Genomic DNA, 19,702 nt, shown 5'->3' with positions numbered 1-19,702 from the left:
GGAGACCGATCGGCTGTTTTTTGTTGGCTTCGTTAGGGAACAAGGAGTTTAGTGAGTGAGCAAAGAATCAGTTAGGTTAAGGGTTACGATCGATTCGGGAGCGGCAACACGTTTGAGAGAGCTTACATATGCTGTCCGCATCCAATTTTTTTTAGTCGTTTTTTGTCGACTCCCTTCATATTTAACAGTTCAGGTTTTTTTAACCATGGCTAGAAAAGCGAGAAGCTTTTATCATGGAAACAGCCTGAAAATTTACGCTATACTCATGAGGAAGACGTGATGGCGTCAAATGAACTTAATATTTGATGTCATCGTTGTAAGACTCTGTTCGAAGGAGGAATTTTCTTGTCGGTGTTACATTTAGCTATCTTATTGCCGCTCCTCGCGGCACCGTTCATCCCGTTTTTGTTTCGGGCGTTGAAACGGATCCATACGGGCTGGTTCGTACTGGTCGTCCCGGTGCTCCTGTTCGTCTACTTCTTCCGCTTCATCGGAATCACGAGTGCGGGAGACGTCGTGAGCGAAACGGTCGAGTGGATGCCGTCGCTCGGGATCAACTTTACCGCTTACGTGGACGGGCTTGGACTACTGTTTGCCCTCCTTATTACAGGGATCGGGGCGCTCGTCGTCCTGTATTCGATTTACTACTTGAACAAAGATAAAGAGTCGCTCGGTCACTTTTATGTGTACCTGCTTCTCTTCATGGGTGCGATGCTCGGTGTCGTCCTCTCGGATAACATGGTCGTCATGTACATGTTCTGGGAACTCACATCGATTTCGTCGTTCCTGTTGATCGGGTATTGGTATGAGAAAGAACGCTCTCGCTACGGGGCACGCAAGTCGATGCTGATCACCGTGTTCGGTGGTCTGTCAATGCTCGGCGGGATCGTCATCTTGGAGTCGATCGTCGGATCGTTCAGCATCCGCGACATGGTCGCAAATCAGGCGCTTATCGCCGAAAGTCCGTTCTTCGTCGCCGCCATGATTTTGATTTTGCTTGGGGCGTTCACGAAGTCGGCGCAATTCCCGTTCCACATCTGGTTGCCGGACGCGATGGAAGCACCGACCCCGGTCAGTGCGTACTTGCACTCGGCGACGATGGTCAAGGCCGGGCTCTACTTGGTCGCCCGGATGAGTCCGGTGTTCCAAGAATCATCGCTCTGGCTATGGATCATCGTCTCGGTCGGGACGTTCACGTTGTTCTGGGGAGCCTTCAACGCCGTCAAACAGACGGACTTGAAAGGGATACTCGCGTTCTCGACGGTCAGTCAGCTCGGTCTCATCATGTCGCTGCTCGGCCTTGGCGCCGCGGCGCTTCATTACGACGGGATCGACGACAACATCTTCATGGTCGCGACGATCGCGGCCATCTTCCACTTGATCAACCACGCCACGTTCAAAGGGTCGTTGTTCATGATGGTCGGAATCGTCGACCACGAGACAGGAACACGTGACATCCGTAGGCTCGGCGGTCTCATGACCGTCATGCCGATCACGTTCACGATCGCTGTCATCGGCTCGTTGTCGATGGCAGGGTTACCGCCATTCAACGGCTTCCTCAGTAAAGAGATGTTCTTGAAGGCGACGACGAAAGTGTTCTCGATGGACTTCTTCGCGCTCGACACGATCGGGATCTTGATCCCTGTCGTCGCGTTCATCGCGAGCGTGTTCACGTTCATCTATAGCTTGATCATCTTTACACGGACGTTCATGGGGAAAGCCAAGTTCGACGAATTGCCGAAACAGCCGCACGAGGCACCAATCGGGATGCTCATCCCGCCGGCCATTTTAGCCATCCTCGTCGTCGTCCTCGGCTTCGTTCCGAACGTGTTGTCGAACTCGCTCATCAAGCCTGCCGTCGAGTCGATCTATCCGACGCTCGTCGCGAGCGGGCAAGAGGTCAAAGTCGACATCTACTTCTGGCACGGACCGACTCCAGAGCTATTCATGACGCTCGGGATCATCGCCCTCGGGACGCTCATGTTCTTCATGATCAACAAGTGGATGGGGATCTACAACCATATCCCGAACCGGTTGACGCTGAACGGTATGTACGACGGGTCGCTCGTCTGGTCGAACAAAGCGGCTTATCGCTTTAAAGACAATTACATGACCGGCTTCATCCGGTCTTACTTGATCTACATCTTCCTGTTCTTATCAGGGATGCTGTTGTTCTCGATGTACTGGTTCGACTTGTTCAACTTCTCGTTCGGCGAGATGGAGGCTGTCGCGCCGTATGAATATGTGCTCGGGGCGGTCATCATTTTGGCGGCGCTCGCGATTCTGTTCATGGGTTCACGCCTGCCATCGATCATCTTGCTCGGTGTCATCGGCTATTCGGTCGCCTTGTTCTTCGTGTTCTTCGGTGCACCGGACCTCGCCTTGACGCAGCTCGTCATCGAGACGGTATCGGTCGCCTTGTTCTTGCTCGTGTTCTACCACATGCCGGAGATCAGCAGAAAAGAAGTTCGCGTCAAATTTAAAGTGGAGAACGCGATCGTGTCGGTCATCGTTGGGGTGACGGTCATGTTGCTCAGCTTCATGGCACTGTCGAACCGATCGTTGTCTTCGATCTCTGAGTATTATAAAGAGAACGTCTACGACTTAGCAGCCGGAAAGAACATGGTCAACGTCGTCCTTGTCGACTTCCGGGGCTTTGATACGCTGTTCGAGATCGTCGTCCTCGCCGTTGCGGCAATCGGGATCTATACGATGATCAAATTTAGAACGACAGAACGCACGAAAGGAGCACGTGAACATGAATCGGAAAAATGATCAAGTGAATGACGTCATCTTACAGACGGCCGCGGTGATCATCTTCTTCATCATCATCATGTTTTCAATCAACCTATTCTTCGCCGGGCACTATTCGCCAGGCGGCGGGTTTGTCGGTGGATTGATGACGGCTGCTGCTCTCGTGTTGTTACTGCTCGCGTTCGACTCGAAGACGCTTGCGAACGTCTTACCGTTCGATTATCGAATGATGACGGCGCTCGGTCTCGCAATCTCGATCGTGACCTCACTCCATAGCATCTTTTGGGATCGTCCGTTCCTGACACATGCTTATGACAAGTTTGATTTGCCGCTCCTTGGTGAACAGACGCTTCACACGGCCATCGCTTTTGACTTAGGCGTCTACCTTGTGGTCATCGGTGTGACGATGACGATCATTCAAACGATTGGAGAGAGTGAATAATGGAAATCTTCGTTAGCATCATCATCGGGGTACTGACGATGAGCGCGGTCTACATGATTCTCTCAAAGAGTTTGTTGCGCATCATCATCGGTACCGGCCTGCTCAGTCACGCAGCCCACTTGCTCGTCTTGACGATGGGTGGACTGAAGACGGGAGCGGCACCTGTCCTCGTCGACGGGGTCACGGAATATACTGACCCGCTACCGCAAGCACTCGTCTTGACGGCGATCGTCATCAGCTTCGGTGTGACGGCGTTCTTCTTGGTACTCGCTTATCGGACGTACCAGGAGTTGACCACGGATAATATTGAGGAAATGAAAGGAACGGAATCGAATGATTAACTTACCGATCTTTCCGATTGTCATCCCTACACTTGCAGCGATCATCCTGATGTTCGCACCGAAACAGGTACGCCTACAACGTGTGATGGCACTCGGGGCTTTACTTGTCACGTTCGCGGTATCGGTGTTGCTCGTCTTCACCGTATCGCGAGACGGCATCTTGACCGTCAACCTCGGGAATTGGCCCGCACCGTTCGGGATCACGCTCGTCTCAGATATGTTGGCGGCGCTTCTCGTCACAACATCGACGTTGATCGTGTTCTTCATCGTCTGGTTTGCGACGCATTACTTCTCGGACGCTTATGAATCGAACTATGTGTACGTCGCGATGTTATTTTTACTCGTCGGTGTCAACGGCGCCTTCACGACGGGCGATATTTTCAACTTGTTCGTCTTCTTTGAAGTCTTCCTCATCTCTTCGTACGTCTTGATCGTACTCGGTGGGAAAGGCGTCCAGTTGCGCGAGTCGATCAAATACTTGCTCGTGAACGTCATCGCGTCGGCGCTGTTCGTCATGGCCGTCGCACTTCTTTACGGCGTCGTCGGGACGCTCAGTCTCGCTGACTTGGCCCAGAAGATCCCGCTCGTCGAAAATCAAAACGTCATCACCGTCATCGGTGTCTTATTCGTCATCGTCTTCGGTATGAAAGGGGCGCTCGTCCCGTTGCACTACTGGCTGCCTGGATCGTACGTCGTTGCCCCGACGCCGATCCTCGCCATGTTCGGTGCCTTGCTCACGAAAGTCGGCGTCTATTCGATCTTACGGACGTACACGCTCTTGTTCGACACAGGGTCGTTCATGCAGACGTTCTTGATCGCGCTCGCCGTGCTGACGATCGTCATCGGGATGACCGGGGCGATCGCCTATAACGATGTGAAGTTGATCATCATCTACAACATCATGATCGCGGTCGGCGTCATCCTTTACGGGATCGCCCTCAATACGCAGACGTCGCTCGAAGGGGCGCTCTACTATTTGATGCACGACATGCTCATCAAGGCCGCCTTGTTCATGCTCGTCGGGATGATGATCGGGATCACCGGTTCCGGTCAACTTCGCGACATGGGTGGATTGATCACCCGGTTCCCGCTGTTCGGATGGACGTTCTTCATCGCCGCGTTGTCACTCGCCGGCATTCCGCCGCTCAGTGGCTTCTTCGGTAAATTGTTGATCGTTCAAGGCGGGGTGGCCGATGGCGACTTGTTCGGCCCGCTGCTCATCTTGCTGTCGAGCTTGTTCGTCTTGTTCTCGGTCATTAAGATTTTCCTCTATGGGTTCTGGGGAGAAGAGAGACGCGTCTATGACGGTCCGCTCGTCCCGTATACGAACCGACTCATCGTGCCGACGTTGTTACTCGTCGCAGTGGCCGTCGCGTACGGATTCGGGGCCGAGGCGATGCATCCGTTCATTACCCAGGCAATCGAACCGCTCGTCGAACCGGAAATCTACATCGATGCCGTGATTAAGGAGTGATTTAGACATGGCTTACCAACTACTCATCAACTTTTTCTTGGCGTTCATCTGGATGTTCTTCTCCGGTACGTTCACGACGAGCGGGTTTCTCATCGGTTACTTGCTCGGACTGCTCGTCATCTTCATGATGCGGCGGTTCTTCAAATCTGAAGGCACAGGCTTTTACTTCACACGTGTGATCAAGCTGTTCAAGCTGTTCTTGATTTTCGCACGTGAGCTCGTCATGGCGAACTTCGAGGTGTTACGTCTCGTCTTGAGCCCAAAATTGAAGATTCAACCTGGTATCTTCCGATATGAAACGTCACTGCGCACGGGTTGGAAAATCAGCCTGTTGTCGATGCTGATCTCGCTCACCCCAGGGACGCTCGTCGTCCAAGTCTCGAAAGATAATAAAATACTTTATATCCACGCGCTCAACATGCCGGATAAAGAGGCGCTCAAACGCGACATCTACAATAACTTTGAATCAACCATTAAGGAGGCGACGGAATGAGCATATTAGATATTTTAATTTACATTGCGCTCGCCATTCTCTTGCTTGCCATGCTCGGCATGTTGTATCGGGTCATCAAAGGGCCGACGACGGCTGACCGCGTCATCGCGCTCGATTCGATCGGGATCGCGTTGATCTCGGTCGTCGCGCTGTTGTCGATCTTACTCGACACGACGATATTCTTCGAGGTCATTCTTTTGCTCAGCATCCTCGCCTTCATCGGTACGGTGGCGTTCTCGAAATTCTTAGAGAGAGGGGAGATCATTCATCATGACCGCGACAACGATCTTTGATATATTGACCGGCGTTTTCACGATCATCGGAGTGTTCTTCACGGTCGTTGCGGCGATCGGCCTCATCCGTTTGCCGGACGTCTATTCGCGGACGCACGCGGCATCGAAGTCGGCGACGCTCGGCGTCATGTTCGTCTTGTTCGCGGCGGTGCTCCACGTCTGGGTCGACCAACGTATCTTCGACGCACGTCTCTTGCTCGGCTTGTTCTTCGTCTTGTTGACCGCACCAGTCGGCGGACACTTGCTCGCCCGGGCGGCTCACGCTAAAGGCGTCCCGCTCTGGGAGAAGTCGTTACAGGACGCGCTCAAAGAAGATAAGGAAAAAGGGATCGAATGACGAAAGGCTCTTCCATACGACATGGAAGAGCCTTTTTTTTACATCAAGTGCGTCAAATCAGAGGCGGACGTCGGATAGGCGAACTCTAAGTGCTTAACGTGTTGATGGCTGATATTGTTTTGTATAATGAACGAGAACAAGTTGATGAGCTCGGGCGCGTGTTGCCCGATCAAGTGAGCGCCGATGACGTGGCCGTCTTTGCTGAGCAAGACGCGCGAGAAGGCGGTCGCGTCATTGACCCGTTCATACGTAAGAAAGTGGGATATGTCATTATCCCTGCATTCATAGTCGATTCCGAGCGATTTCGCCTCGTCGACCGTCAGACCGACTTTGGCGATTGGCGGCGTCGTGAACACGACCGTCGGGGCCGGACGCTCCGGCAACGGACGTGTGTTGTTCCGCAACAGGTTAAGGGCGGCGATCCGTCCTTCTTGCCCGGCAAACGGGGTCAGCGCCGGGTTCGGGCTTTTGGCGACGTCGCCGGCCGCATAGACGTTCGCATTCGTCGTCTGTAAATAGTCGTTGACGGTGATCCCGTCCTTGTCCGCTTCGATGCCGGCCGCATCCAACCGCAGCCGCTCGATGCTCGGGATACGCCCCGTGGCGTTAAGGACGAGTCCTTCTAGGGTAGAGTCATCTGATAATGTCAAGATGTTCCCGTCGAGCTTGACGGGCTCGAGCCCGAACCGGACGTCGACGCCGATGTGGACCGTCTCATCGATGAGCCGCTTCACAATTTTTCGGTCGAACTGTTTAAGCGCCCGCGACCGGATGAGGAGCGTGACAGCGCTGCCGAACCGGCGGAGAATGTGCGCGAACTCGAACGCGATATATCCGGCACCGACGATGGTGATCCGCTCGGGCACGTCCTCGAGGTCGAACACGTCGTCGCTCGTGATGGCGCCGCCTCCGCCCGGGATGTCGAGCGGGCGCGGGATTTGGCCGGTCGCGATCAAAAACTGATGCGCCGAGATCTCATGGCCTTCGATGACGATCGAGTCTTCATCAATAAAGTGGGGCTCGCCCTCGTATAAGTCGATGTCATCTTCTTTCCACTTGTGCATCTTCGTCGTCGGGATGGCGAAGCGGTATTCATCGACACGGCGCTTGAAGGCGTGCCAGTCGAGCGTGATGTCTCCTTTGACGCCGAGCGGTTTCATGCGTTCGACTTTGGCGATGAGTTCCGCCCCTTCCGCGAGCATCTTTTTCGGATCGCACCCGCGTTGTGGGCACGTCCCGCCGAACGTCCAATTCTCGACGATGGCAATCCGTTTACCGGCGTCGCGTAAAATGTTCGCGGCTTGGCTCGCTGCCGGACCGCTGCCGATGATGATTACGTCATATCGTTTCATCAAAAACCCTCCCTCTGAGACTACACCAATTTTTTCCCGTCTTGGAGGAAGCTAAACTGAGGTGATAAAATTTGAGTCAAACTGACCACATTAAACATAAATTGGCGCTGCTCCCGGACGACCCAGGCTGTTACTTGCATAAAAACGAGTATGGCGAGGTCGTCTACGTCGGGAAAGCGAAAAACTTAAAGAACCGCGTCCGCTCGTACTTTACCGGGGCACACGACATTAAGACGATGCGTCTCGTCGCCGAGATCCGTGACTTCGAATATATCGTCACGGCGAGCGAGCTCGAGGCGCTCTTGCTCGAGATGACGCTCATTAAAAAGCATGACCCAAAATACAACATCCGGTTGAAAGACGACAAGTCGTATCCGTATATTAAAGTCACGAACGAGCCGTACCCGCGGCTGCTCACGACGCGGAAGCTGAAACGGGACGGGGGCCATTACTTCGGCCCTTACCCGAACGCCTACGCCGCCAACGAGACGAAACGGTTGCTCGACAAGCTGTATCCGCTCCGGAAATGTCAGCCGATGCCACGGAAGCTCTGTCTGTACTACCACATCGGCCAATGTCTCGGACCGTGTGAACTCGCTGTCGACACCGACGAGCAGAAGTCGATCGTCCAAGAGATCCGCCGTTTCTTGAACGGGGAGACGAGCGAGACGCTCGCCAAGCTCCAAGTCGATATGCACCGGGCGGCCGAGGACATGCAGTTCGAGCGGGCGGCCGAGCTCCGCGATCAGATCCGGGCCGTCGAATCGATCATGAACAAACAGAACATGATCACGGCCGACCCGACGGCGCGCGACGTCTTCGGCTATACGCTCGACCGGGGCTGGATGTGCGTCCAAGTGTTCTATATGCGCGGCGGCAAGATGATCGAACGCGACGTCTCGTTGTTCCCGCTCCACGGGGAACCGTCAGAAGAACTCGAGAGCTTCATCGTCCAGTTCTATGAGCAGAACGTGTTGCCGAAAGAAGTGCTCGTCCCAGAGATTGTCCGGATCGACTTGTTAGTCGAGGCGCTCGGGACGAAAGTGATGCAACCGAAACGCGGGGCGAAACGACAGTTGCTCGAGCTCGCGACGAAGAACGCGGGCATCGCCTTGAACGAGAAGTTCGAACTGCTCGCGCGTGATGAAGAGCGGACATTGCTCGCGATGCGTGAGCTCGGTGAGGCGATCGGTATCCCGAACTTGTCGCGCGTTGACATCATCGATAACGCCAACATCCAAGGGGCTGACGCCGTCTCGGCGCTCGTCGTCTTCGAGGACGGCAAGCCGCTCAAGAAAGAATATCGGAAGTACAAGATCCGGACCGTCCAAGGACCAGACGATTACGAGACGATGCGCGAAGTAGTCCGTCGCCGTTTCCGGCGATTGTTGACCGAGGAGAAACGTCTGCCGGATCTTCTATTGATCGATGGGGGACTCGGCCAGTTGAACGCCGCCCTTGACGTGTTGCAGAATGAGTTCGGCCTCGATTTGCCGGTCGGATCGCTGAAGAAGGATGACCGCCACCGGACGAGCCAGCTTCTGTTCGGTGAAGGCGGCGGTGTCGTCGAATTGAACTCGCGGTCAAGCGCGTTCTATCTGTTGCAACGGATGCAAGACGAGGTTCACCGTTTCGCCATCACGTTCCACCGCAGCTTGCGGACGAAGAAGATGACGCAGTCAGTGCTCGACGATATCCCGGGTGTCGGACCGAAGCGGCGTCAGCAACTGATCCGTCATTTCGGGTCGATGAAACAGATCCGTCTCGCCTCGCTCGAACAGTTGAAAGAAGCGGGACTACCTGAGAAGCTCGCCGAGATCGTGCTCGAGCATGTGCATGAGAAGACAGATGAATGAGAAAGAGCCGATGCGACCGCATCGGCTCTTCTTATTCGTACGTATCTTTTTGGTCTAATTGGACGGTGATGTGGACGGCCTGACGCCCCGGGTCGGCATAGCCTTCGGCGACGCATTGGAAACGACCGGCAATCTGTTCGGCCAAAAAACCAGCCTCGAGCTGGTAATATCCGTTCGCTTTCTCTTGGGTCGCAGGCGGCGGAGTGAGTTCAAACACGAACTTGCTCTCTTTTTCTTTCACGAGCGTCAACTGCCCCCAACCGGCTTCCGAAAAGAACGCAGTCAGTTCTTCATTCGGCATCGTCGGGAATTTGCGGGCGACCCGTTTCCCGGACCAATAGATGACTTGGGCATAATCGTCTCCAAGCAAATCTGTCAACACATAGTCGCGAAGCAGTTCGATCGCGAAAGTGGGTTGGCTCATCGTTTCCATTTTTCTTCCATCACTCCAATCTCTCTATACTATTATAACGACCAATTTGGATTTGGTCACCGGGTATTTTCTAAAAGAATGTGGGACAAATCGGCTAGGTTATCTTGTCATACAAATTTCACAAGAGTAGAATAGGAGACATAAAGCTATATTTACATTTGAAAACGCTTTTATTTACAAAACGAGCCAAGGGCTCGTGAAAAGGGGGAACTAGAATGGCAGCGCGTCGTGACTATTTCAGTCGTAAAGTCCATTCGCTACTTGGGGTCATTCCAATCGGTCTGTTTTTGATCGTCCATTTGTCGGTCAACTACTATATCGTCGATGGGGTGGAATCGTTCAACAAGGCAGCAAAATTTATGGAGAGCTTACCGTACTTGTACTTCCTTGAAGTGACAATCATTGCTTTGCCGATGATTTTCCATGGTGTGTACGGCGTGTATTACGCCTTCCTCGGTTCGGTCAACACGAACCGATACTCTTACGCGCGGAACTGGATGTACATGATCCAACGCTTCACGGGCGTATTCCTCGTCATCTTCATCGCGTGGCACGTTTGGGAAACGCGCTTGGCGAAGTTGCGTGGCGTCGAGGTCAATGCGGAGATGATGCAAAACATCGTCGACAATCCGCTCATGCTCATCTTCTACATAGTCGGGATCCTCTCGGCTACGTTCCACTTCGCGAACGGTCTCTGGTCGTTTGCCATCACGTGGGGAATCACACAGTCGCCGCGTTCACAACACTTCATGAGCTACGTCTCTGGAGCCGTGTTCTTGGCACTATCTTTTGTCGGCATCCGTTCAATCTTGACGTTCGCGGGCATCTTGTAATAGGGGGAAATGTATATGGCAAATCAAAGTTTGATCGTCATCGGTGGCGGTCTAGCTGGACTCATGGCGACAATCAAGTCGGCAGAGATGGGTGTTCCGGTTAAACTATTCTCGCTTGTACCGGTCAAGCGTTCACATTCAGTTTGTGCTCAGGGCGGCATCAACGGAGCCGTCAACACGAAAGGGGAAGGGGATTCTACTTGGCAACACTTCGATGACACGGTTTACGGCGGGGACTTCCTTGCCAACCAACAGCCAGTCCAAAAGATGGCGGAAGCGGCACCGAAAATCATCCACATGTTCGACCGGATGGGCGTCATGTTCAACCGGACTCCGGAAGGTCTGCTCGACTTCCGCCGCTTCGGGGGCACGCTCTATCATCGGACGGCTTACGCCGGCGCGACGACAGGGCAACAGCTCTTGTACGCGCTAGACGAACAAGTCCGTCGCTTCGAGGCGCAAGGTCTTGTCGAGAAGTATGAGGGCTGGGAGTTTCTCCGTGCCATCGTCGACGAAACGGGTATCTGCCGCGGTGCGGTCTGTCAGGATTTACGCTCGATGGAAATTAAAGCGTTTCCATCGGATGCGGTCATCCTCGCGACAGGCGGCCCAGGTGTCATCTTCGGCAAATCGACGAACTCGGTCATCAACACAGGGCAAGCGGCCGGTGCGGTTTACCGCCAAGGTGCCGTCTACGCCAACGGGGAGTTCATCCAAATCCACCCGACGGCGATCCCAGGGGACGACAAGCTTCGGCTCATGAGTGAGTCGGCGCGTGGAGAAGGTGGACGTGTTTGGACATACAAAGACGGAAAACCTTGGTACTTCCTTGAAGAGAAGTATCCGGACTACGGCAACCTCGTACCGCGTGATATCGCGACACGTGAGATTTTCGAAGTCTGCGTCAACCAAAAGCTCGGCGTCAACGGCGAGAACATGGTCTATCTCGATTTGTCGCATAAAGATTCGAAAGAACTCGACATCAAGCTCGGCGGTATTCTTGAAATTTATGAGAAGTTCGTCGGCGACGATCCGCGTAAAGTACCGATGAAGATCTTCCCGGCCGTTCACTATTCGATGGGCGGACTATGGGTCGACTACGATCAAATGACGAACATCCCAGGGCTGTTCGCAGCCGGCGAGTGTGACTATTCGATGCACGGGGCGAACCGTCTCGGCGCGAACTCACTCTTGTCTGCTGTGTACGGCGGGATGGAGGCCGGTCCTGCGGCGGTCAACTATATGCGCGGTCTTGACCAAGCGACCGAGAGCGTGCCAGAAGCGCTCTTCAACTTCAACGAACGTGAAGAAATCGAGCGGTTCAATGACATCCTCGCGATGGAAGGTACGGAGAACGCCTACCAGATTCACCGGGAACTCGGCGAACTCATGACTGACAACGTCACGGTCGTTCGTTACAACGATAAGCTCGAAGCGACAGACTTGAAGCTACGCGAGCTACGCGAACGCTTCAACAACATCTCAGCGACCGATACGGCGCGCTGGAGCAACCAAGGTGCCTCGTTCATCCGTCAACTCGACCACATGCTCGACCTCGCGCGCGTCATCACGCTCGGCGCCCTTAAACGCGACGAGAGCCGTGGCGCTCATTACAAACCGGACTTCCCGGAACGGAATGACGAGTTGTTCATGAAGACGACGATGGCACGTTACAACGAAGGGGAAGTCGATATCTCGTTTGAAGAGATCGACGTTTCGTTAATCCCGCCACGTAAACGGGATTACTCGAAGAAAGGGGCGAAGACGAAATGACGACGCCGATGCAGTCTGAGCATAAAGATATTCGTTTTATCATCGAACGCCAGGACGGTCCGGATCAAGCGACCTACTCGGAAGAGTTCTCGGTCCCATATCGTCCGAACATGAACGTCATCTCGGCGCTCATGGAGATCCGCCGTAACCCGGTCAACGCTGAAGGCAACAAGACGACACCGATCACCTGGGACATGAACTGTCTTGAGGAAGTGTGCGGCGCTTGTTCGATGATCATCAACGGCAAGCCGCGCCAGTCGTGTACGGCGCTCGTCGATAAACTCGAGCAGCCGATCCGCCTTGCTCCGATGAAGACGTTCCCGGTCATCCGTGATCTTCAAGTCGACCGTCAGCGCATGTTCGACGCTTTGAAAAAAGTGAAGGCGTGGGTACCGATCGATGGCACGTACGACCTCGGTCCAGGACCACGGATGCCAGAGAACAAACGTCAATGGGCGTATGAGTTATCGAAATGTATGACGTGCGGTGTCTGCCTTGAGGCTTGCCCGAACGTCAACGACAAGTCGAACTTCATCGGCCCGGCCGCACTCTCACAAGTCCGTCTCTTCAACTCGCATCCGACCGGCGCTTTCCACGCGGAAGAACGTCTCGAAGCGCTCATGGAAGACGGGGGCATCATGCAGTGCGGAAACGCGCAAAACTGTGTCGAGGTTTGTCCGAAAGGCATTCCACTCACGACGTCAATCGCCGCGATGAACCGTCAGACGACGCTTCACTCGTTCAAACAGTTCTTCGGCAGCGACAAAGGTCGCACCGGTTCTGCGGTCGAGGCGTAACGTTTGTCGATGTCAAAGTATTTTCGGGAACCCGGTTGGGAAACGCGTGTCAGGTCAGGAATCGAGCTCGACGTCAAAGTCCGCTTTTCGGAGTGCGACCCGTACGGCCATATGAATAACACGATCCCGTTCATCTATTTTGAGGATGCGCGGATCGAGCTGCTCGAAACGACAGGATTTTCCTTGAAAGACGGTTTCGTCGTCGTGGCGGACGCCCAGTGCGATTACGTCCGACAAGTGATGCCGCGGCAACAGTTGAAAGTGTATGCCAATGTCTTGACGGTCGGAAACACTTCATGTGATATTCATTACGGCGCATATGATGGAGATCAACTCATGTTCGCGGGCCGTACGAGCCTCGTGCATTTGTCAAAAACCGGTCGCCCGGCCGAATGGACTCCAGAATATAAAAATCGCTTGCAGAATTTTTGCGAATCCGCTATCATTTGATAATGAGTTCACAAACAAAAATTTCTGCCGGTTCGCCTGCAGAATTCAGATTTGAAGGGAGACTATCACGTCATGGAAAAAACATTCACAGTCGTTGCTGATTCAGGAATCCACGCTCGTCCAGCTACTCAGTTGGTCAACACAGCTTCTAAGTTCCAATCAGATATCAACCTTGAGTACAACGGTAAGACAGTTAACTTGAAGTCGATCATGGGTGTACTTTCACTCGGAATCGCTAAAGATTCAACAATCAAGATCACTGCAGCAGGAGACGATGCAGAAGAAGCGGTTAACACGCTTTCTGACATGCTCACTAGCGAAGGTCTTGCTCAGTAATTCGGGCAACGGACGAGGCGGCCAATCGGCTACCTCGTCTTTTTTTGTTTGTCATGACACCGTTTCTTTTTTGGATACGGCTTTTTTGGTAAGATAGATGGGAATGGAAGTGATATTCATGAAACGAGCGATTGGAGTACTCGATTCAGGTGTTGGCGGTTTGACCGTGGTCAAAGAACTGATCCGCCAGCTGCCGAAAGAAGAAATCATCTATATCGGCGACACGGAGCGCTGTCCGTATGGGCCGCGCCCGCACGATGAGATTGAAGCATATACGTGGGAATTGATTGAATTCCTATTAGAGAAAGACGTCAAGATGATCGTAATCGCCTGCAACACGGCGACGGCCGTCGTCTTGAAAGAAGCGCGCAAACGCCTCAACATCCCGGTTATCGGTGTCATCGACCCGGGCGCCCGGGCCGCCGTCAAAGGCACGCGCAACAAACATATCGGTGTCATCGGCACGAAGATGACGGTCGAGAGTAATTCGTACGAGACGGCGCTCCGTCACGTCGCGGGCGAGATCGATGTCTATTCGCTCGCTTGCCCGCCGTTCGTCCCGCTCGTCGAAGCCGGCGAATTGAGCGGCGAACGCGTCCGGTCGATCGTCGCCGAGACGATCCTGCCGCTCCAAGATTCGGAGATGGACACGCTCATCCTTGGGTGCACCCATTATCCGTTGCTAGCGCCGGTCATCCAAGACGTCGTCGGACCCGATGTCCACTTGATTTCGTCAGGTGATGAGACGGCGCTCGAAGTGGCAGCAATCCTTGATTTTAAAGAACTTGAGAACGATTTGGATACCATCCCGACGCATCAGTTTTATGCGACCGGGGATGTCGCCATCTTCAACCGATTAGCGACAGAGTGGCTTGGCCAACCCGTGAAAGCGGAGAAAGTAGAGGTGTCTGGTGTCGATGCGTAACGAAAGACAACATGATGAACTGCGGACCGTTGAGATCATTCCGCACGTGAACAAACATGCCGAAGGCTCGGTCTTGATCTCGATCGGGGACACGAAAGTGATTTGTACGGCGACGGTCGAAGAACGCGTCCCGAACTTCCTGCGCGGGAAGAAGCAAGGCTGGATCAACGCCGAGTACGCGATGCTGCCACGGGCGACGGGTAACCGGACCGTCCGGGAATCCGTTCGCGGTAAGCAGACAGGACGGACGATGGAGATTCAACGGTTGATTTCGCGTTCACTCCGTTCGGTCGTCGACTTGGAACGGCTCGGCGAACGGACGATCTGGATCGATTGTGACGTCATCCAAGCGGACGGCGGTACACGGACAGCATCGATCACAGGCGGATTTTGTGCACTCGTGCTCGCGGTCGACGCGCTCATCCGTCAAGGCAAGCTCGGCGACACGCCGATCAAAGAAGGCGTCGCCGCCATCTCGGTCGGTCGGACGAACGAGCTGTTGCTCGACTTGAACTATGAAGAAGACGCGGCGGCCGAAGTTGACATGAACGTCGTCATGACGGCGAGCGGACGCTTCGTCGAAGTGCAAGGCACGGGTGAAGAAGCGACGTTCACGCTGCAAGAAATGAATGAGATGCTACAGATGGCCCAAGGTGGGATCGAGACGCTGTTCAAAGCAGCAGAAGACGCGCTCGGTGCCTCATGGTGGTATGTCGGGGAACAAATGGAGGAAACGATATGAAACTGATTGTCGCGACACGCAACAAAGGGAAAGTGGTTGAAATCGAAGGGATGCTCACGCCGCTCGGCTTTGAAGTCGAGTCGCTCTTGGACTATCCGGATGCACCGGAAACGGATGAGACGGGCACGACGTTCGAAGCGAACGCCGAACTGAAAGCGACCGAGGCGGCCCGTTACTTTGGGCACGCCGTCCTCGCCGACGACTCGGGGCTTGAAGTCGATGCGCTCGACGGTGCCCCAGGTGTCTATTCGGCCCGCTTCGCCGGTCCTGAGAAGTCGGACGCGGCGAACAACGCGCTCCTGCTCGAGAAGTTGAACGGGGCGAACGACCGCTCGGCCCGCTTCGTCTGCGCACTCTGCCTCGCCAAACCGACAGGCGAGACGTTGACGGTGCGCGGGGCAATCGAAGGCACGATCGGCTATGCGCCTCACGGGGAAAATGGATTCGGTTACGACCCGCTCTTTATCGTCCCGTCGCTCCATAAGACGGCAGCAGAGCTCGAGCGTGACGAAAAGGCGGCGGTCAGTCACCGCGGTCAGGCGTTAAGAAAACTAGAGGCAGAAATCATTCCATTTATGAAAGGTTGAGGTGTATGCGTTTTCTCGTAGTCAGTGACAGTCACGGATTGACAGACGAACTATCGACTATCTTTACTCGGCATGAAACTGAGATTGAGGACGCGTTTCATTGCGGCGACTCCCAGCTCGCGCTCGTCGACGAGCACTTGTTGCCGTATCGGACCGTCCGCGGGAACTGTGACTTCGGGGGCGACTTGCCGCTCGAACGGGTCGAAGAGACACCTGAAGGTACGGTTTTAATCGTCCACGGCCATCACCATGACGTGAAGTTCGATTTGAACCGGTTGCGTTATCGGGCCGAGGAAATCGGGGCGAACGTCGTCTTGTACGGCCACTCGCACGTAGCCGGGGCCGTCATCGAAGACGGTGTGCTCTACGTGAACCCTGGCTCGATCCGGATGCCGCGCGGACGCTCGGACAAGACGTACGCGTTGATCGACCTTGATGCCGGTCAGGCAGCGGTCCGGTTTTACCGGTCGGAGGACGGGACGCACGTCGAAGATTTAGACTTGTCCGGACAACTTTGAACAAAACAGAAAGAACCAATTGACAGCAAAGCATTTTTCTATTATAGTTTTCTTGTCAATGTCCCAATAGCTCAGCTGGATAGAGCAACGCCCTTCAAGACAAATAGGAGCCTTTATAGGGAAACAGAAACCTATAGAGTGGACGACACTATATCGGTGAAGCCTTAACAGATCATGCTGATGGTAATACCGAGGAAACTTGTATCCTTTCGAGGTCAAGGTGGTTCAAAGGACTAAAGGGTCAGCCTTTAGAGGTAGAACCATTGAAGGAACAATTTGTTCGTGAGGTTCCGTAGAGACTACACGTGTCGCACCTGAAATGGTGAAGATATAGTCCAGACTACAAACAACATGCGTTGGTGGCGAAAGCCATGGTGGTAAGCTAAGGCGTCGGTCGGGGGTTCGAATCCCTCTTGGGACACTTCCATTTAAAATAGAGATAGCCTCCACGGAGGTTGTCTCTTTTTTCGTTTTCCGGGGTATTGATTGACAACGCAGCAATTCCTAAGGAAGATGGAGATGGATGGAAGAAAGGGTGTGTGAAGATGGAAAAAGAGCGGGAGTACCCGTTTCCAGGGAACTGGTCGCGGCTGCAGAAGATGATTCAAGAAGCGGACGCGGCCGGGGAGCGGCAACGGGTCGAGCCGATCCTATGGGATTGGTACGCGGCCGTCAAAGGCGATCAGTTTATTTTCATGGAAATTTTTCAATGTTTGATGGAGCGTCCGGAAGAGCCGGAAACGCTTGAAAAACTCGAAGAACTCGTCACGACGCAGATTCATGAGGCAGAAGAACCGGCAGCCGGCGGGCTTCAAATTGCCCAGTACTACATCATGCGTGACCAACCTTTCGAGGCGGCACACTGGATCCATCAATATTTAGAGTGGCAAGACAAGGCCGATCAAGTGAACACCCAAGCTTACCAAGTGCTCCAAGTACTTAAGATGACCGAGTTTCCGGCGGCCATCGCCAAACTGAAACGGACGGTTCATCGTGGCAGTGTCGGGGAACAGATTGAACTGCTCGAGCACGTCCATTTCAATATCGATGACGTACTCGACAACGTATTGAAGGGACTGCTCCTTGAAGATCGCCCGAAATTGATGAAGCTGATCGTGCTCGAAAAAGCGTTCGAAGAACTGTCCGTCATCGAATGGGTCGACCTCGAAACGCATCATCGGCTGACGCAGGCAGAGGCACAGGTGAAGATGGACGAATGGGAGCATGTGGTCCACGATTTGCAGAAGGCCGTCAAAGGCGACGAAATCGCGACGCAACTGCTCATGAACTACATGTATACGCACTATCCGTTCACACCGGGTGAGGCATCTGAAATCGAAACAGCCGTCGTGAGAGCGAAAGCAGCAATCCTGAACGATGAAGGAACAGACGGGCTCGCGGCTGAAATTTTAGAGGCGGATATCCGGTTCACGCAAGCGTTTCTAGACTAAATCCTTGTGTGCAGTCACCGGATTTATGCTATAATACTGATTGTTGTACATTTTTGTACGGTATAGAAGAATAAACGAATTTGTTGGAGGGACTTAGCATGACAGCAAAATGGGAAAAAACATCAGGTAGCCAAGGCGTACTCACGTACGAAGCACCTGCAGAAGCATTCAATAAAGCAGTCGACGCAGCATTTAAAGATGTCGTCAAAAACTTGAACGTACCTGGCTTCCGTAAAGGGAAATTGCCACGTCCAATGTTCAACAAAATGTACGGAGAAGAAGCACTCTTCCAAGATGCGCTTGATATCCTCTACCGTGACACAATCCAATCTGCAGTCGAAGAAGCTGGTTTCGAACCAATGGCTCTCGAAAACATCGACGTTGATGGCACGCTCGAAAAAGGTCAGCCGGTTACTTTCAAAGTAACATTCGTGGTTGAACCAGAAGCTGAGCTCGGCGACTACAAAGGTCTCGAGTACGATGCTGTAGAAACGAACGTCACAGACGAAGAAGTCGCAGCAGAACTTGACGCCCTCAAAGAGCAAGGCGCAGAACTTGCTGTTAAAGAAGGCGCAGTCGAAAACGGCGATACAGCTGTCTTTGATTTCGCAGGTTTCGCTGAAGGCGAGCAATTCGAAGGTGGCACGGCTGAAAACTACACACTTGAAATCGGTTCAGGTCAATTCATTCCTGGATTCGAAGAGCAAATGGTAGGCATGACTGCTGGTGAAGAAAAAGACATCGAAGTAACATTCCCTGAAGAGTACCACGCTGACAACTTGGCGGGTAAACCAGCGACGTTCAAAGTCAAACTTCACGAAGTAAAAGCGAAGCAAGTTCCTGAGCTCGACGACGAGTTCGCAAAAGACATCGACGAGTCAGTAGCATCACTCGACGAGTTGAAAGCGAAAATTCGTGAGCGCTTAGAAGCTGCGAAGCAACAAGAAGCTGATGGCACGATGCGCGACCAACTCGTTGAGCAAGCAACTGCTAACGCGACAATCGACGTACCTGCAATCCTCATCGACCAAGAAGTAGACCGCATGGTTCAAGAGTTCGGTACTCGTGTATCTTCACAAGGCATCGACCTCAACATGTACTTCGAACTCACTGGCACAACAGAAGAAGCTATGCGTGAAGAGATGAAAGAGCAAGCTGAAGAGCGCGTTAAAGCTCGTCTCGTCTTGAAAGCAATCGCTGAAAAAGAAGCGATCGAAGTGACTGATGAAGATGCTGAGAAAGAACTCGAAGAAATGTCTAAACTCTACAACATCGCACCGGACCAACTCCGTACGATGCTCGCACCGCAAGGCGGAATCGAGACACTTAAAGGTGACCTCAAATTCCGTAAGGCGATCGACATCCTCGTTGAAACTGGTAAAGCGAAGTAATTAGATGAGAGGAGGGCGACTGCCACGCAGTCGTCCTTTTTTCTGTAATGACACTTTGTATGTGTTAATCTTTGATGTCGCTATATGTTCATGCTACAATTATTGCAACGCAGAGATGTAAATG

At 53.4% G+C, this 19,702-nt stretch carries 21 protein-coding genes; 19 read left to right on the top strand and 2 right to left on the bottom strand.

The window, feature by feature from the left end; all coding sequences use genetic code 11:
- Positions 1–345: 345 nt before the first annotated feature.
- From EVJ28_RS10480 to mnhG, 7 genes are read left to right on the top strand one after another with little or no spacing between them, the layout of a single operon-like run.
- Positions 346–2,775 carry a Na+/H+ antiporter subunit A gene (locus EVJ28_RS10480; protein ID WP_131488864.1) on the top strand — a complete coding sequence of 810 codons (2,430 nt, stop codon included), beginning with the start codon at positions 346–348 and terminating at the stop codon, positions 2,773–2,775.
- On the top strand, positions 2,759–3,196 hold the full coding sequence (locus tag EVJ28_RS10475; protein ID WP_131457434.1) for a Na(+)/H(+) antiporter subunit B: 438 nt from the start codon (positions 2,759–2,761) through the stop codon (positions 3,194–3,196). Before EVJ28_RS10480 ends, EVJ28_RS10475 begins: the two co-directional genes overlap by 17 nt.
- Positions 3,196–3,537, top strand: a complete 342-nt coding sequence (locus EVJ28_RS10470) for a Na(+)/H(+) antiporter subunit C (protein WP_071399343.1) — start codon at positions 3,196–3,198, stop codon at positions 3,535–3,537. The genes EVJ28_RS10475 and EVJ28_RS10470 overlap by 1 nt, the downstream gene beginning before the upstream one ends.
- Positions 3,530–5,011 carry a Na+/H+ antiporter subunit D gene (locus EVJ28_RS10465; protein WP_131488861.1) on the top strand — a complete coding sequence of 494 codons (1,482 nt, stop codon included), beginning with the start codon at positions 3,530–3,532 and terminating at the stop codon, positions 5,009–5,011. The genes EVJ28_RS10470 and EVJ28_RS10465 overlap by 8 nt, the downstream gene beginning before the upstream one ends.
- 7 nt (positions 5,012–5,018) lie before the next feature.
- Positions 5,019–5,504: a Na+/H+ antiporter subunit E gene (locus tag EVJ28_RS10460; protein ID WP_131465514.1), complete on the top strand. Its 486-nt coding sequence runs from the start codon at positions 5,019–5,021 to the stop codon at positions 5,502–5,504.
- Positions 5,501–5,797 carry a Na(+)/H(+) antiporter subunit F1 gene (locus tag EVJ28_RS10455; RefSeq protein WP_201738315.1) on the top strand — a complete coding sequence of 99 codons (297 nt, stop codon included), beginning with the start codon at positions 5,501–5,503 and terminating at the stop codon, positions 5,795–5,797. The genes EVJ28_RS10460 and EVJ28_RS10455 overlap by 4 nt, the downstream gene beginning before the upstream one ends.
- Complete coding sequence (gene mnhG / locus EVJ28_RS10450) at positions 5,775–6,134, top strand: monovalent cation/H(+) antiporter subunit G (RefSeq protein WP_016510023.1); 360 nt, start codon at positions 5,775–5,777, stop codon at positions 6,132–6,134. The genes EVJ28_RS10455 and mnhG overlap by 23 nt, the downstream gene beginning before the upstream one ends.
- A 38-nt stretch (positions 6,135–6,172) precedes the next feature.
- Here mnhG and EVJ28_RS10445 read toward each other — a convergent pair whose 3' ends face one another.
- Positions 6,173–7,486: a dihydrolipoyl dehydrogenase family protein gene (locus tag EVJ28_RS10445; protein ID WP_131469265.1), complete on the bottom strand. Its 1,314-nt coding sequence runs from the start codon at positions 7,484–7,486 to the stop codon at positions 6,173–6,175.
- 71 nt (positions 7,487–7,557) lie between these two features.
- Between EVJ28_RS10445 and uvrC the strand changes: the two genes are divergently transcribed.
- Positions 7,558–9,342 (top strand): excinuclease ABC subunit UvrC, encoded by a 1,785-nt coding sequence (gene uvrC, locus EVJ28_RS10440; RefSeq protein WP_131488859.1) that lies wholly within the window; start codon positions 7,558–7,560, stop codon positions 9,340–9,342.
- A gap of 31 nt (positions 9,343–9,373) precedes the next feature.
- Here uvrC and EVJ28_RS10435 read toward each other — a convergent pair whose 3' ends face one another.
- Complete coding sequence (locus tag EVJ28_RS10435) at positions 9,374–9,766, bottom strand: YslB family protein (RefSeq protein ID WP_236634132.1); 393 nt, start codon at positions 9,764–9,766, stop codon at positions 9,374–9,376.
- 224 nt (positions 9,767–9,990) lie between these two features.
- Between EVJ28_RS10435 and EVJ28_RS10430 the strand changes: the two genes are divergently transcribed.
- The 11 genes from EVJ28_RS10430 (at position 9,991) to tig (ending at position 19,578) form a co-directional block, all read left to right on the top strand.
- A complete protein-coding gene (locus EVJ28_RS10430; RefSeq protein WP_070327733.1) occupies positions 9,991–10,608 on the top strand; it encodes a succinate dehydrogenase cytochrome b558 subunit in 618 nt (205 codons plus the stop codon).
- Positions 10,609–10,623: 15 nt separating this feature from the next.
- A complete protein-coding gene (sdhA, locus tag EVJ28_RS10425; RefSeq protein WP_070327732.1) occupies positions 10,624–12,381 on the top strand; it encodes a succinate dehydrogenase flavoprotein subunit in 1,758 nt (585 codons plus the stop codon).
- An 8-nt stretch (positions 12,382–12,389) separates the two neighbouring features.
- Complete coding sequence (gene sdhB, locus EVJ28_RS10420) at positions 12,390–13,178, top strand: succinate dehydrogenase iron-sulfur subunit (protein ID WP_173647397.1); 789 nt, start codon at positions 12,390–12,392, stop codon at positions 13,176–13,178.
- A gap of 9 nt (positions 13,179–13,187) precedes the next feature.
- Positions 13,188–13,628 carry an acyl-CoA thioesterase gene (locus EVJ28_RS10415; RefSeq protein WP_131465509.1) on the top strand — a complete coding sequence of 147 codons (441 nt, stop codon included), beginning with the start codon at positions 13,188–13,190 and terminating at the stop codon, positions 13,626–13,628.
- Between the two features lie 72 nt (positions 13,629–13,700).
- The gene (locus EVJ28_RS10410) at positions 13,701–13,964 is read left to right on the top strand and encodes a phosphocarrier protein HPr (protein WP_021066838.1); all 264 of its coding nucleotides are present in this window, start codon (positions 13,701–13,703) and stop codon (positions 13,962–13,964) included.
- A 118-nt stretch (positions 13,965–14,082) separates the two neighbouring features.
- On the top strand, positions 14,083–14,889 hold the full coding sequence (gene racE / locus EVJ28_RS10405) for a glutamate racemase (protein ID WP_071399352.1): 807 nt from the start codon (positions 14,083–14,085) through the stop codon (positions 14,887–14,889).
- The gene (rph, locus tag EVJ28_RS10400; protein WP_070327729.1) at positions 14,882–15,631 is read left to right on the top strand and encodes a ribonuclease PH; all 750 of its coding nucleotides are present in this window, start codon (positions 14,882–14,884) and stop codon (positions 15,629–15,631) included. The genes racE and rph overlap by 8 nt, the downstream gene beginning before the upstream one ends.
- The gene (locus EVJ28_RS10395; protein WP_131457408.1) at positions 15,628–16,218 is read left to right on the top strand and encodes an XTP/dITP diphosphatase; all 591 of its coding nucleotides are present in this window, start codon (positions 15,628–15,630) and stop codon (positions 16,216–16,218) included. Before rph ends, EVJ28_RS10395 begins: the two co-directional genes overlap by 4 nt.
- A 5-nt stretch (positions 16,219–16,223) precedes the next feature.
- Positions 16,224–16,736, top strand: a complete 513-nt coding sequence (locus EVJ28_RS10390) for a metallophosphoesterase family protein (protein WP_131457406.1) — start codon at positions 16,224–16,226, stop codon at positions 16,734–16,736.
- Between the two features lie 545 nt (positions 16,737–17,281).
- Positions 17,282–18,187 carry a hypothetical protein gene (locus EVJ28_RS10385; protein WP_131457402.1) on the top strand — a complete coding sequence of 302 codons (906 nt, stop codon included), beginning with the start codon at positions 17,282–17,284 and terminating at the stop codon, positions 18,185–18,187.
- 98 nt (positions 18,188–18,285) lie between these two features.
- Positions 18,286–19,578 carry a trigger factor gene (gene tig, locus EVJ28_RS10380; protein ID WP_070327725.1) on the top strand — a complete coding sequence of 431 codons (1,293 nt, stop codon included), beginning with the start codon at positions 18,286–18,288 and terminating at the stop codon, positions 19,576–19,578.
- Positions 19,579–19,702 lie beyond the last annotated feature (124 nt).

Source organism: Exiguobacterium sp. SH3S3, assembly GCF_004337115.1.
Taxonomy (GTDB): domain Bacteria; phylum Bacillota; class Bacilli; order Exiguobacteriales; family Exiguobacteriaceae; genus Exiguobacterium; species Exiguobacterium aurantiacum_A.
Note: the sequence above shows the minus strand (reverse complement) of the source record. Positions and strands in the feature narration are given on the sequence as shown.